The organism is Aeromonas sp. 600886 (genome assembly GCF_049174935.1).
Taxonomy (GTDB): Bacteria; Pseudomonadota; Gammaproteobacteria; order Enterobacterales; family Aeromonadaceae; genus Aeromonas; species Aeromonas veronii_A.
In genome coordinates, this window is record NZ_JAAKUB010000017.1 from 24,060 (window position 1) to 37,374 (window position 13,315).

General features: G+C 59.9%; 14 protein-coding genes and 1 pseudogene. 6 read left to right on the forward strand and 9 right to left on the reverse strand.

The features are described 5' to 3' along the window. Positions 1 to 50 precede the first annotated feature (50 nt). A pseudogene (locus G5179_RS13730) lies at positions 51 to 356 on the forward strand (hypothetical protein). Here the strand turns inward: G5179_RS13730 and G5179_RS13735 are convergent. After that, entirely contained in the window at positions 343 to 591 is a 249-nt protein-coding gene (locus tag G5179_RS13735; protein WP_005334209.1) for a TIGR02647 family protein, read from the reverse strand. The pseudogene G5179_RS13730 and the gene G5179_RS13735 sit on opposite strands and share 14 nt — an antisense overlap. A gap of 73 nt (positions 592 to 664) precedes the next feature. Then, positions 665 to 838, reverse strand: coding sequence for a hypothetical protein (locus G5179_RS13740; protein WP_227340851.1), 174 nt, complete (start codon positions 836 to 838; stop codon positions 665 to 667). Between G5179_RS13740 and G5179_RS13745 the strand changes: the two genes are divergently transcribed. Both G5179_RS13745 and G5179_RS13750 read left to right on the forward strand, forming a co-directional pair. Continuing rightward, positions 837 to 1,391 (forward strand): hypothetical protein, encoded by a 555-nt coding sequence (locus tag G5179_RS13745; protein WP_227340850.1) that lies wholly within the window; start codon positions 837 to 839, stop codon positions 1,389 to 1,391. The genes G5179_RS13740 and G5179_RS13745 overlap by 2 nt on opposite strands. Positions 1,392 to 1,547: 156 nt before the next feature. Continuing rightward, positions 1,548 to 1,940, forward strand: coding sequence for a DUF2750 domain-containing protein (locus G5179_RS13750; RefSeq protein WP_227340849.1), 393 nt, complete (start codon positions 1,548 to 1,550; stop codon positions 1,938 to 1,940). A gap of 94 nt (positions 1,941 to 2,034) precedes the next feature. Here the strand turns inward: G5179_RS13750 and G5179_RS13755 are convergent, their stop codons facing one another. From G5179_RS13755 to G5179_RS13775, 5 genes are all read right to left on the reverse strand, one after another. Next, positions 2,035 to 3,885, reverse strand: a complete 1,851-nt coding sequence (locus G5179_RS13755) for an extracellular solute-binding protein (protein ID WP_421258555.1) — start codon at positions 3,883 to 3,885, stop codon at positions 2,035 to 2,037. A 129-nt stretch (positions 3,886 to 4,014) separates the two neighbouring features. Next, positions 4,015 to 4,908: an EamA family transporter gene (locus G5179_RS13760; RefSeq protein WP_421258556.1), complete on the reverse strand. Its 894-nt coding sequence runs from the start codon at positions 4,906 to 4,908 to the stop codon at positions 4,015 to 4,017. 126 nt (positions 4,909 to 5,034) lie between these two features. Beyond that, positions 5,035 to 5,781 carry a DNA-binding transcriptional regulator YciT gene (locus G5179_RS13765; RefSeq protein WP_266133771.1) on the reverse strand — a complete coding sequence of 249 codons (747 nt, stop codon included), beginning with the start codon at positions 5,779 to 5,781 and terminating at the stop codon, positions 5,035 to 5,037. A 95-nt stretch (positions 5,782 to 5,876) separates the two neighbouring features. Continuing rightward, a complete protein-coding gene (locus G5179_RS13770; protein ID WP_421258557.1) occupies positions 5,877 to 8,309 on the reverse strand; it encodes a formate C-acetyltransferase/glycerol dehydratase family glycyl radical enzyme in 2,433 nt (810 codons plus the stop codon). A gap of 4 nt (positions 8,310 to 8,313) precedes the next feature. Continuing rightward, on the reverse strand, positions 8,314 to 9,210 hold the full coding sequence (locus G5179_RS13775) for a glycyl-radical enzyme activating protein (RefSeq protein ID WP_216954122.1): 897 nt from the start codon (positions 9,208 to 9,210) through the stop codon (positions 8,314 to 8,316). Between the two features lie 128 nt (positions 9,211 to 9,338). On the opposite strand from G5179_RS13775, the gene fsa reads away from it, so the two are divergent. Together fsa and G5179_RS13785 are read left to right on the forward strand one after the other, a co-directional pair. Then, on the forward strand, positions 9,339 to 9,992 hold the full coding sequence (gene fsa / locus G5179_RS13780; protein WP_421173088.1) for a fructose-6-phosphate aldolase: 654 nt from the start codon (positions 9,339 to 9,341) through the stop codon (positions 9,990 to 9,992). A 125-nt stretch (positions 9,993 to 10,117) separates the two neighbouring features. Next, positions 10,118 to 10,297: a hypothetical protein gene (locus tag G5179_RS13785; protein ID WP_216954119.1), complete on the forward strand. Its 180-nt coding sequence runs from the start codon at positions 10,118 to 10,120 to the stop codon at positions 10,295 to 10,297. Positions 10,298 to 10,305: 8 nt separating this feature from the next. Here the strand turns inward: G5179_RS13785 and G5179_RS13790 are convergent, their stop codons facing one another. After that, positions 10,306 to 11,505 (reverse strand): HD-GYP domain-containing protein, encoded by a 1,200-nt coding sequence (locus G5179_RS13790; RefSeq protein WP_421231558.1) that lies wholly within the window; start codon positions 11,503 to 11,505, stop codon positions 10,306 to 10,308. Positions 11,506 to 11,673: 168 nt separating this feature from the next. Between G5179_RS13790 and rsuA the strand changes: the two genes are divergently transcribed. Continuing rightward, positions 11,674 to 12,366 (forward strand): 16S rRNA pseudouridine(516) synthase RsuA, encoded by a 693-nt coding sequence (rsuA, locus tag G5179_RS13795; protein WP_108542280.1) that lies wholly within the window; start codon positions 11,674 to 11,676, stop codon positions 12,364 to 12,366. 17 nt (positions 12,367 to 12,383) lie between these two features. On the opposite strand, the gene G5179_RS13800 is transcribed toward rsuA, so the two are convergent. Next, positions 12,384 to 13,283 carry a DMT family transporter gene (locus tag G5179_RS13800; protein ID WP_421258558.1) on the reverse strand — a complete coding sequence of 300 codons (900 nt, stop codon included), beginning with the start codon at positions 13,281 to 13,283 and terminating at the stop codon, positions 12,384 to 12,386. Positions 13,284 to 13,315: the final 32 nt, after the last annotated feature.

A 13,315-nucleotide genomic window follows, 5' to 3' on the forward strand; every position in this document is an offset into this window, starting at 1 on the left:
ACGGCTTTTTGTTTATCTGGCTTCTGCTACTGACTCTCATGTGCTGAATCATGCTGCTATCGCTCTTGCTTGCTGCCACCTTGACTCCGACTTCAGATACGCCGGTACCGGTTCAATCCGCGATGGAAGCGCAGGTGATCTGCCAGCAATTTGTCCAGATCCGGATGGGCACTGCACAGTAACCTGATGAGGTGAATGCGCGACTGGTCCCTGAAAGGGAGGGGGAGTGGCTGGTGGATGGTAAAGTAAAAGGACCCGAAGGTCCTTTGCTGTTTGCCTGTCATCTTCACCAAGGGGAGCGCTGGGAGCTACTCAACTTTTCACTTTGGGCACCACAGCCGGTCAAAGCGGTTTGAGTGCAACCAGCAGATGTTGCAGGTGTTCAACCATGGTCATGCCAAACGGGGTGAGATAGCCGCCATCTTCTGCGCTGATGAGCCCCTGTTGGTGCAGACGGGCTGCCGCCTGGCACAACTCTTCAGACATATCGCTGCGTAATTTAATCCCTAGGCTCATGTTGGCCGGATCAAAGCATGCCAGTATTTTCAAATCGTTCACGAATTCGTTAGAAACCTGGTCGATCCCAATCATGGATTTACTCCTTACGCTAAAGATGTATGCAAACTAGCATCCCCGGATCCACTTTAGTGGGCGCTGGCTCAAATTATTGATCTTTGGCTGGATGCTGCGTTTCAAATGCTGTTTTTTTCGGCGTAATCAGATGGTTGGCTGACAGCTTCGCCAAGGGCCGAGCCGGACCAAACGTGGTAGGATAGGGGAATTCTTTATATCGGACGGTCCATTGGCGGCTGTTCGCCCAGTCCAAGGTATTGCTCATGGTCAAGATCACGCTGGTATCCCTGCTGCATTCACACACCGCCACTTTCCCTGTTTACCCAGTCTCCTTGCTGACCTCCTTGTTGGAGGGCCATGAGGGAGAGGTGTGGCTACCTGCCCGCAAGGGGGGCGACATTACCCATCTTCGCAAACATGCTAAAGGGGCTCGCGCCCGCGAGCTGGCAAATCTCGATGCCGGTTGGTGCGATTTTATATCTGGTCAGGAAGGGGCGACTGCGGAGCTGGATGCGCTGGCCAACTACGACACCGAGATGATGGACAACTTGCAGATGTACTGGCATAGCGCGGGCAAGATCAACAGCCCGATCACAGATAATTTGTTCGAACTTCGTCGCGAAGTGGTGGATGAGGCCCATGGCGAAAAGCTTGCCGCTCTCTGGGAGCAACAACAACAGCAGCGATTTGAGCAGTTGATGAAAAGTGCGGCTGACGGTCGGGATCAACTCTGTTTCGTCGAAGTAGAGTCTGCCTACTGGCTGCGACAGAAGTTGAGCGAGCAACCTGATGTAGAGCTGATCACCCCGACCTTTTAATCAGGTCTGGAAGGTGGGTGAGACGTTTTATTCGCCGCCCTGCTCTATCCTTATGAGCGTTGCTGTTTCCCCGACGGGAGTCAGGAGGCGGCAAGCTGGACAAGCTGACCACAAGATGTGAACATGGCGCCCTTTATCGAGAGAGAGACTTGGCCAATGAGCTATGAACTGAGCGACACCGAGCGCAATGCCGCGCTGCAACTGAACGCTGACTACCGTTACGATCACTTCATCAGCAAGCTGGTCGAGCATGAAGAGCTGTTCGTCCTCACTGACGAGCATGGCGTCATGATGCTGACCACCGACGATGAAGATTGCATCCCGGTATGGCCGCACCCGGAGTACGCCAAGGCGTGGGCCGAAGGCGAGTGGGCCGATTGCAAACCACAGTCCATCACCCTCAAGGTGTGGCTGGAGCGGTGGATTGACGGCATGGAGCAGGACGAGCTGTGTGTTGCCGTGTTCCCGACCCCGGATCAGGAAGGCATCGTACTGGAGCCGGCTGACGTGGCTGACGCCATTGCCGAGAAGCAGGCCAAACGCGGCTGATCACCGAGCTATTCGCAACACCGGTTGCCAACAAAGACCCCGCTATCTGGCGGGGTCTTTGTTTTAGGTCTGTTTGCCAAACGAGTTGTGGCTATCAGGGCTGGCGATAGATGGTGTCGATGATGGGCTCGGCCGGGAAAGTCTTGCCACTCTTGATGGCTGCCCTGGTCTCGGATTTTAGCTCTTCATCGATCCACAGCAGACCGCCATAGCTGTAACCGCTGTTGTCGCCACCGAGTGGCCAATAGAGCTGCTCGCTCTTGGGCGTTGCTGGTACTTTTGGCAGTTTGACCCAGCGCCATGCCCCTTCCCGGATGTAGGGCACCTGATATGCAGGCACGAAGCTGGCCAGCTCATAGAGCCGCTGCTGGATCTGCCGTGACAGGGCCGCTTTTTTGGCAAAGTCGAACTCCTTGTCATACTGCTCCACCAAGGCTGTGATGGCGTCGTCATCGATGTTCATGATGTTGTTGGTCTGGGGCTTGTTGGCGTTGACCTTGTGGAAGAACTCCCAATAGGCGGGATAGCGGCTACCCGCCCAGGCCATCCAGGCGCTCTGGTGCTTTTTCTCCAGCATCGATTTGAAACCGGCCGATGCATCCATCAGGTTGAGCTCCAGATTAAGCCCCGCCTTTTTGGCCTCTTCCCGCAGCAGTGTGAGCCGCTGGGCGTGCTCTGCGGTGGTGTAGGTGATGGCGAGGGTCAGTGACTGCCCCTTGTCGTTTTGCAAAATCCCCTGCGGCCCCACTTTGTTAAAGCCTGCCTTGGCAAAGTATTCCCGTGCCAGTTGGGGATCGAACGGACGGGCCTTGATCTCGCTGTTGGTAAACTCCCCCTGACCTGAGCCATAGCTGTTGAGGCGTTGGTAATCCCCCCGCAGTAGGGTAGCGAGCATTCTGTCGAAATTGAGGGCATGCTGGATGCCGAGGCGAACATCGAGATTGCGCAGCAGCGGATCGGCGGTGTTGAGATAGAGCCCCATCGGCGGTTGCGGGGTCTGGTTGTAGAACCAGCGCCGCTCGATATACCCCTTCTCGAACTCGGCGGTGTTGGTCTTGTCGTGCCACCAGTTGGGGATCACCAGCGGGAAGCTGTCGAGATCGCCGCGCAGGAAGTGCTGCCAGGCGATGTTCAGAGCCCTGAGCACCTTGATCTCGATCCGCGCAGGATTGAAGCGATGCTGGAAGTAGCGCTCGTCATCCCCCCACCAGTTTTCAATCCGCTTGAAGGTGACCGATTTGCCCTTTTTCACCTGATCGATCTGATAGGGACCGGTGACCGGCAACACCTTCCAGTTGTACTCCTTGACCCAGTTGGCGGTGAGCTTGATGGCGTGGCTCGGCTCCGGGCTGATGGGCAGCGATTCGAGCAGATCCTGGCGGCTCTTTTCGGTGCCGCTGGTGATGGCCAGGGTGTGATCATCAAACTTGGTTATGTCTGCTATCTGGGTGCTGTAGTAGTTGTTGTACCAGGGGTCGTTGATCTCCTTGCTGCGCATCATCTTGAGGGTAAAGAGCCAGTCATCGGCGGTGACCGGTTGGCCATCTGACCAGCGTGCCTTGGGATTGATGCGAAAATAGAGGGTCTTGTTGTCGGCGCCGAAGGCCCACTCGTTTGCCAGCATCGGCATGGGGTTGCCGGTGACGGGATGAGTGCTCAGCAGTGGCAGGTTGGTTTCCCGCACGTAACCGGCAAAGCCGCCGTTGGAGTCGGGGCCATATTTGCGCAGGGTCAGGGGGAAGCTGGTCATAAAGGTGCGAAAGGTGCCGCCGCGCTTGGCGGCCGGATCGGCATAGAGAGGATCCTGGTTGTTGCTCTCCCACTTCAAGTCAGCGGGCAGCGTGGCACTCCAGCCAAACGGGCTCCAGCACAGGGTCAGGGTGATGGCGGTGGCGCGAATGATAGGGGAGAGTCGGCGCTCCCCGGCGATGATGGTCGATGGCATGTCCTTGCTCTCCTGAAGTCTGCTTCCTGCAGATCACACACTGGTGATGTCAGTCCCGATGGGGACTGGCTCATCATGGAAATTTTATCCTGTCAGGTCAATGAAATAGCGTAAATGGGCAGGCGCTCATCATGTCGCTCTCTGTAGTTTGAACCAGCGCAGTCGGCTACCCAGCAGATGGACCACAAAGCCGAGCAGCACCAGAGCTGAGCCCAGCCACTGCAAGGGTGTTGGATGTTCATCGAGCAGCAGCGCTGCCGTGACCATGCCGACACAGGGGATCAGCAGGGAGAGCGGTGCCACCTGCGCCACCGGATAGCGCATCAGCAGTCGTCCCCACAGGCCGTAACCCAGCCAGGTCGCGACATACGAGAGATAGAGCACGCACAGCAATCCCTGCCAGCTGAAGTCGCGCAGGCTGCTGGCCATCAGCTCCGGCCCTTCGAACAGCCAGGAGAGGGCGAAAAATGGCAGGATGGGCACCAGACCGCCCCAGGCGATCAGGCTCGGCAGCGTGGTCTGGTAGCGCAGACCAATCTGGCGATTGATGACGTTGCCAAGGCCCCAACAGGCGGCGGCACACAGCGTCAGGACAAACCCTAACAGGGTCAGGTTGCCTTCACCGTGAGTGGCGATGAGATAGAGGCCGAATCCCGCCAAGGGCAGCGCCACCCAGTGGTGGGATTGCCAGCGCTCCCCCAGCCAGATCATTGCAAAAAGCAGGGTGAATACCACCTGGGATTGCAGCACCAGCGAGGCCATACCTGCGGGCATGCCGAATTTCATGGCACTGAACAAAAATGCGAATTGACCGAGGCTGATGGCGCCGCCATAGGCCAGCAGCCAGCGCCAGGGCATGGCGGGTTTGGGTACCAGCAAGATGGCGGGGAAGACCACGCCGATAAAGCGCAGCGCACCCAGCAGCAGTGGGGGGCTCCCCTCCAGCCCCCACTTGATGGCCACGAAGTTAAGCCCCCAGCAGAGGATGACCAGAGCGGCCAAAAACTTGTCTTTGGTGTGCATGCGGTGTCCTTCGGTCTGTGGCCTCTGCCATGAGAGGCCAAAAGAGGACGAGCATACCCCCGCCAGGGTGGGCGCCGTCAAGCCGACCGGCGGGGGAGCAACCCGGCAACGGGGGCCAGGTGCGATTCAGGCAGAGACGCAGTGCACTGTGATGCCGCGTGCGGCCAGGGTGGCCCGCATGGGGGCGGGCAGGGCATCATCGGTAACCAGCACGTTGATCTGGCCCGGCGCGCCAAGCTGACTCGGGTGGATGGCGCCAAATTTGCTGCTGTCGGTGATCACCACATTGGTCATCCCCTTGGCCAGCACGCTGTTGACCACGTCGGCCCGCATCATGTCGCGGCCGGTGAAACCCATCTCGGGATGAAAGCCATCCACCCCGATAAAGGCCTTGGAGAAGTGCACCTGCTCGATGCAGAGGCGAGTGAGCGGCCCTACCACGCTCTCGCTCTGATGCTGGAACAGCCCGCCGAGCAGCACCACCTGAGCCGGGGTGTCTTTGAGCAGATGGGCGATATAGCTGCTGATGGTGATAATGGTGACCCGTTTGTGCAGGGCCAGATGGCGCGCCAGCATGGCGTTGGCGCTGCCCCCTTCGATAAAGACCGTTTCGCCATCTTTCACTAGCTGGGCGGCCCGCTCGGCGAGGCGCTCCTTGAGCAGGTAATTGATATTCATCCGGGCATCCGGGTCATCGGTCTCCAGCGCCATGGCCGAGCCGTGTACCCGTCTGAGCAGTCCCTGCTTCTCCAGCGCGGTGAGGTCGTTGCGCACCGTCACCTCAGACACGCCGGTGTGTCGGGAGAGTTCACTCACGCTCATCTTGCGAGCCTGATGGACCAGAGTGAGGATCAGTTGGTGGCGTGGATTCATGGTGCGCTCACATAGAAGGTGTTGGATAGCGGCAAGCCACCCATGGGGTGGCTTGCCAATCATATGACGTCACAGGCGCCATGGGGAGCGCCCCGTCAGAGACTGTGCTCGGTGCGGGCGATGATATCATCTTGCGCATCCGGGGATAAGGCGGTGAAGAAGGCCGAATAGCCCGCCACCCGTACCACCAGATCCCGGTATTGATCCGGATTGGCCTTGGCCGCCAGCAGGGTCTCGCGCGAGACGATGTTGTACTGCACGTGCCATCCCTTGTGCACCTCGAAGAAGGTGCGCAGCAGGCTCATCAGTTTGGCCTTGTCCCGCTCGTTCTCAAGGCTCGCAGGGCTCAGCTTCTGGTTGAGCAGCACCCCGCCGAGGATGGCCGCCGTGGGCAGCTTACCGATGGAGTTGAACACCGCCGTCGGGCCGAGACGATCAGAACCCGAGGAGGGGCTGGCCCCTTCCGCCAGCGGCGTGCGGGCATGGCGACCATCCGGGGTGGCCATGGTGGCGGCACCGAACGGCACGTTGGCGGAGATGGAGGAGGTGCCCGCATAGTAGGTACCGCCGATGGGGCCGCGGCCGAAGCGGGTGTTGTGCAGCCCCTTGAGCTCGTCGATGTAGCTCTGGTAAGCCTTTACCAGCAGCATGTCTACCTCATCCAGATCGTTGCCATATTTGGGGGCGGCATTGGTGAGGCGCTGGCGCAGCTGCTCCCCCGCCAGTCCTGAAAAATCTTGCTCGAGTGCTTCGGCCAGCTCTTGCTGATCCACTATCCCCTGTTCGAACACCAGTTTCTTTAGGGCAGCCAGGCTGTTACCAAGGTTGGCGATCCCCACCTGCAGACCTGAGACCCAGTCATAGACGGCGCCCCCCTCCTTGATGGTCTTGCCGCGTTCGATGCAGTCATCCACCAACGTGCTGCAGAGGATGTCATGGGCTTGAGCCTCCAGCACGCTGTCGACCACGCAGTCGATCTCGATGGATTTGCGGGTGAAGTAGCGCACCTGCTCATCCCAACGGGCCATCACCTCGTCAAAGTTGCCAAAGGTCCCTTCCCGCAGCGACTGGGATTGGGGCAGGAAGACCTTGCCGGTGGTGGCATCGCGGCCACCATCAAGGGAGGCCAGCAGGATGCGGGCGAAGTTGATAAAGCTCATGCCGGTGCAGCGGTAGCCCCACTTGCCGGGCACGGCGGTCTCGATGCAGCCGATGGCGGCGTAGTGGTGGGCATCCTCCACGCTCACCCCGAGCTTGATGAACTCGGGGATCACCACCTCGTCGTTGTTGAAGGCGGGCATGCCAAAGCCGCAGCGGATCACTTGAATGCAGGCGTCGAGGAAATCCTCGCTCATCCCGGCGTGGTAGCGCACCGAGAGGTTGGGCTGGGTGGAGCGCAGCTGGCCACAGGACTCCAGAATCGCGTAGGAGAGGCCATTGACCGCGTCATGGGCTGCACCATCCCGCCAGTTCTGGCCGCCGATGGTGACGTTCTGATAGAGCGGGCTGCCGGCGGATGCCTTGGAGTGGGTGCCGGAGCGGATCTTGTTCACCTCCAGCAACTTGAGCCAGCACCCTTGCAGCAGCTCGATGGCGCGCGTCCGAGGCAGGGATTCCGACAATTCCACCTCGCGGCGATACCAGGGGTAGAGGTACTGATCCATCCGGCCAAACGACACCGAGTGACCGTTGGATTCGATCTGCAGGATGAGCTGGATAAAGTAGCAGAGCTGCAGCGCCTGCCAGAAGGTCTCGGGGGGCTGGTGGGCGATGTGGGCGCAGTTGAGCGCGATGGTCTCAAGCTCGTTTCGGCGCTCGGGGCGAGATTCTTGTGCTGCCATATCATGGGCAAGTGCGGCGTAGCGCGAGATGTGAGCGCTGACCGCATCCAGAGTGATGGCGACGGCGTGCAGGAACTGCTCGCGCAGCAGATCGGCCCAATCCGCCAAATCCAGCCGACTGCGGCGCTCGGCCACCTTGGCCTTGAAGCCATCGAGCCCCAGCGTGAGCAGCTCCTCATAGTTGACCGCGAGGTGGGCATCCCCCGAGGTCATGTTGCCCTCGGCCTTGATGATGCCGCTCTCCAGCAGCGCTTTCTGCTCGTCGGTAAAGAGGCCGAAGCAGCGATCCTGCACCGTCTGGCCGCGCCAGAAGGGGGTGAGGGCGTGGATGATCGCCTTGTCGGTTTCGCTGACTGCAAAACCGGCGCCGGGGCGATCTGCCAGCTCGTCGACCTCCTTCTCAATCCAGCTCACCGTGTATTCGGGAAAGAGCGGCGCCGCCCGTACCTGACTGGCCTGATTGCCGACGATCAGCTCGTCGTGCTTGATCCAGATGGTGCGTTCCTTGAGGTGATGGGCCAGAGCCAGGGCGCGGCGCACCGGCAGCGGCCGGGCGAGATGAGTCTGATAGGCCTCGGTATAGTGGCGGGCCCGCTCGGTACAGACCGGTGGCTGAACGATGTGGATCAGGCTCTCTTTGTGGGCGCGGATCCGCGGGCTCAGGGTATTGAGGTCGAGCTGGGTCATGATCTTATCCTCTGGTCACAGGGGTCAGCCCCTGACGTTGGGCGTATGCGTGGGCAAAGTGGAGTAAATCGGGGTCGTCAAACGGTGTCTCAGGCGCCTGATAGGGCAGATCCAGCAGGGCATATTTGCCCATCCCCAGCGTGTGGTAGGGGAGGAAGTGGATCTCCTGCACCGTGCCGAGGCTGGCAGCAGTGTCGGTGATGGCTTCGATCGATGCGTGGTCGGCATTGAAGCCGGGAATGAGTGGCACCCGGATCTGCATCGGCACGCCGCGCTCGGCGAGGCGCTTGAGGTTCGCGATGGGCAACTCCACCTTGCCGCGGGTCCAGTGGAAGAAACGTTCTTTATCCACGTGTTTGAGGTCCGCCAGCAGCAGATCCAGTGAGGGAAGGCTTTGCTCAATCTGGTGCCAGGGCACATGCAGGCAGCTCTCGACCGCGGTGTGCAGCCCTTCGGCCTTGCAGCGGGCCAGCAGGTTGGCAGCAAATTCGGGCTGCATAAACGGTTCGCCACCTGAGAGGGTGACGCCACCGCCGCTGCGCTCGAAGAAGGGGCGATCCCGCAAGATGGTGTCCATCAGGGTATCCAGGGTTTCATCGCGGCCGCACACCTGCAGCGCTTCGCTTGGGCAGAGGCCGCGCAGCCGTTCCATATCATCGGCCTTGAGGGCAGAACGGCTGAGCTGGATGCCCTCGCTGTCACGCAAGATTGCCGGACAAGCCTGGCTGCAGAGCTGGCATCCCTCGATGCACTGGCGCCGGTCGAGTAGTATGTCCGGCTTGGGAGAGCGGCTTTCCGGGTTTTGACACCAGCGACAGGCCAGCGAGCACCCCTTGAGAAACACCAGGGTGCGAATGCCGGGGCCATCGTGAGTTGAATATCGTTGCAGGTCGAAAATCATACCGCCTCCTTTTGTATTTGCATTCTATTTACTTTCATTCGAAAGTTGATTTGATTTCGATCAAGCTGTTTGCAGATGTTTTCTCGCTAGAATGGCGATATATTGAACATCCCGTTAAGGAGTTAGAGATGGAGCTGTATCTCGATACCGCCGATGTGGCGGCAGTGCGTCGCTGGTCACGGATCCTGCCGTTGGCCGGTGTCACCACCAATCCTTCCATTACCGCCGCCGGGGGATTGCCGCTCTGTGAGCTGCTGCCCGCCTTGCGCGATGTGCTGGGGCCCAAGGCGCGCCTGTTTGCCCAGGTGATGGCCAAAACCGAAACCGAGATGGTGCGCGAGGCGTTCGCTCTGCGTGAGCTGGACCCGGATCTGGTGATCAAAATCCCGGTATGCGCAGAGGGGCTGGCGGCCATCAAGAGCCTGACCGCCAACGGTGTGCCGACTTTGGGCACCGCTGTCTATACCCCGCTGCAGGGTTGGCTGGCGGCGGTGGCGGGGGCAGAGTACGTGGCGCCCTACGTCAACCGGCTGGATGCCCAGGGGGGTGACGGCATCGCCACCGTGCAGGAGCTGCAACAGCTGCTTGCGCTGCACGCGCCGAACAGCAAGGTGCTGGCGGCATCGTTCCGTACCCCGCGCCAGGCGCTCGACTGCCTGCTGGTGGGTTGCCAGTCCATCACTCTGCCGCTCGATGTGGCGGAGCAGCTGATGAACGTGCCAGCGGTGGATGCGGCGCTGGTGAAGTTCGATCAGGATTGGCAGCGCGCTTTCGGTCGCTGATTGCCTGATTGCAGTGACAGATGGGGGAGGGTGAGGAGACGCAGGAGGGGATTGGGATTGACCGACTAGACTTGTAATAGGCAGTCAGATGCGCTGGCTGCCTTGCGATCTACCGGAGGTATCCCATGAGCGACCATCTGCTGCTCCCCCATGGTGAAGATCTGCGACGTGCGGTGCGCTGGCTCAGTGAGCACCACCAGTACGATATCGCCGCCATCGAAGAGGCCAGCCTGCGTTTCGATCTCTCGCCGTTGGATGAGGAGTTTCTGATCCGGCACTGGCTCGATAGCCAGCGCCAGTCGTGAGGACAGAGTTAGAAGAAGTTGGTGAGGTTGATGCCAAACTCTTTGGGGTCGACCGTGCACTCGATGCTCTCCTTCACACTCGATCTGGCCAGATCCAGCCACTGCACATCGAGGTAGTGGCGCTGGGAAGCGTGATAGATCACCTTGACCACCGGCTTGAGCGGCTGCTGCTCGTTGCGCTGCATCACGATGGCCAACCGCTGGTTTGAAAGCTGTACCAGCGTTCCCACCGGATAGACCCCCATGCACTTGATGAACTTGGTGACCAGTTCGGCATCGAAGTGCTGGTTGACTCCCTTTAGCAGAATGCGAAAGGCCTGGGTGGGTTGCATGCCAGCCTTGTAGACTCTGTCGGCAGTTACTGCGTCATAGACATCGACAACACCGCTCATGCGGGTATAGAGGGAGAGTTCATCCCCCTTCAGCCGCTGCGGGTAGCCAGTACCATCGAGCCGCTCGTGGTGGTTGGCGGCTACTTCCAGCATGGTTGGGGTGATGCCGGGGGTATTGCGGAGAATGTCGTAGCTATGCACCACATGCTGGCGCATGATGGCAAACTCCTCGTCGGTCAGCTTGCCCGGTTTGTTGAGCACCTCGTCCGGCGTCATGATCTTGCCCACGTCGTGCAACAGCCCTCCCAGAGTCAACTCCTTGAGCACGCTGCGCTCCAGCCCCAGATAACGGCCGAAGTTGGCCAGCAGGATGGCCACGTTCATGGAGTGCTCCATCAGATAGGCATCCTTGGCACGAATACGGGCCAGGCAGAGCATGGCATCGCCATGGGTGAACATGGTGTCCACCATCTCCTCGGCGACTTCGGCGAGCGGAGTGATGTCGATGGGCTCACCCGCTTTGAGGTGGCGAATGAACTTGCCTTGCAGCTCGCGCGCTTCCTGATAGAGGCGGCGGATTTTAAGCTCCCGTCCTTCGCCGTTGGCACTGGCCCGGCGCCCTACCTGGGCGCTGTTGGCATTGAGATCGGGGGAGGTAACGGCGTCACTCTCGGTACTGCCCAGCTTGCTGCGGGCCAGATCGATGCGTACCGTGAGCACCCCCTGACGCACCAGATTGGCAATTTGCGCCACGCTGGTCACCAAGCCCATCTGGGCGATCTCCATCCCACCTGTCTGGCTGGCGATAGCAATGACATACATGCCGGGTTTCAGCTGGTTGACGGGAATGACGGGATAGGATGCTTGAGACTTCATGAGGGCTTCCTGACTCTTATTATTATGAGTATCGTGCGGATGGATCACACCGGAGAAGTGTAACATCGGATGACCAGTTCGTCATAATTGGCAACCCCTTAACAGTGGCGTTGTCGCCCCCGCCCGATATAATGACGCCCCTTTACTTGTTGGACTCCGAGGTTGTGAATGCGGCTTGATAAATTTCTGTGCGATTGTTCCGATTTGACCCGCTCGCTGGCAGGCAAACTGATCCGTCAGGGCGAGGTCATGGTGGATGGTATTGTGGTCAAGCAGCCCGCCTTCCATATCAATGAGCAGAGCCAGATCGAGTTTGACGGCGTGCTGCTGACGCTGGAGCAGCGCAACCGCTATTTCATGCTGCACAAGCCGGAAGGGTATGTCTGCTCCAACGAGGATCCGGATCACCCGACCGTCTTCTTCCTGATGGATGAACCGGCGATGGGCAAGCTGCACGTAGTGGGTCGCCTCGACCTCGATACCACGGGTCTGGTGCTGGTGACCGATGACGGTCAATGGTCCCACCGCATCACCTCGCCGCGCCACGAGTGTGCCAAGACCTATCACGTCTGGCTGGCCGATCCGGTGAGCCCGGATGCAATCGAGCTGTTCGCCGAAGGGGTCTACCTGCGTAACGAGACCGATAAAACCCGTCCTGCCCAGCTGGAAATTCTCGGCGAGTGCGAGGCCCGCCTGACCATCCACGAAGGCAAGTACCATCAGGTCAAGCGGATGTTTGCCTCCATCGGCAACAAGGTCGTTGGCTTGCATCGCGAGCGGGTGGGCGGTTTGACGCTGGATGAAGATCTGGCACCCGGTGAATACCGCGAGCTGACCGCTGAGGAGATTGCCCTGTTCTGATCAGGGGGGGCCGGGTGTCAGTGAGTGCTGAAACCCAGCACCAGCGCGGTGCCCAGGGTGGCAATCAGTGCCCCCGCCCAGGCGGCAATGGATGGCCGCTCCCCCGAGTGCCACCACAACAGCGGCAGCAGCAGTACCGGTGTGGTAGAGGAGAGAATGGCCACCATGCCCACCTCGCCCTGCCGCAGCGCCATCAGGATCAGCGTCATCCCCAGCCCCATCGCCAGAAAACCGTTGGTGGCAATCATGGCGAGGATCTGGCGATTGACCGGTTTGAGCGGCATGGCCAGCGGCAAGCGCCCAAGCCGCAGGACGCAGTGGGCCAGCAGGGCACTGCCCATTCGGATACCCGATGCACTCACCGCATCCACCTCACCACTCATCATCACCGGCTTGGCGATGATGGCCCCCACGCTCTGACACAGTGCCGCCGTCAGGCCAAGGCCAATCCCCAGCGCCAGATTGCCACGGATCTGCTCCCACTCGTTGCTGCTACTGCGTCTGCCAAACAGGATCGCCAGCATCACGCCAGCAAAGACCAGCATGGCCCCCAGCAGTCGCCAGCCTGTCAGCTGTTCATTAAAGAGCCACAGCCCAAGCAGGGCGGAAAAGAGCGCATGGCAGGAAAAAAGCAGGGCACTGCGTCTTGGCCCCAACCGGTTCATGCAGGCAAACAGCGCCGTATCGCCCACGAAGATGCCGATCAGTCCCGAGATGGCGAGCAGGGGCAGGGCGCTTGCGGTGAGGGTTTGCCAGCCACCGGTGAGCAGACTCATGGTGCCGAGCATCAGGCTGACCAGAAACATGCGCCAGCGGCTGTAGGCAAATGCGCCGAGATGACGGGCCGGTTTGACCGAAATTAGCGCTGCAATTGCCCATAAACTGGCCGACGCGAGGGCCAGCCACTCATAACCCATAAAAACTCCTGAAAAAATTAACCCGAAAGACT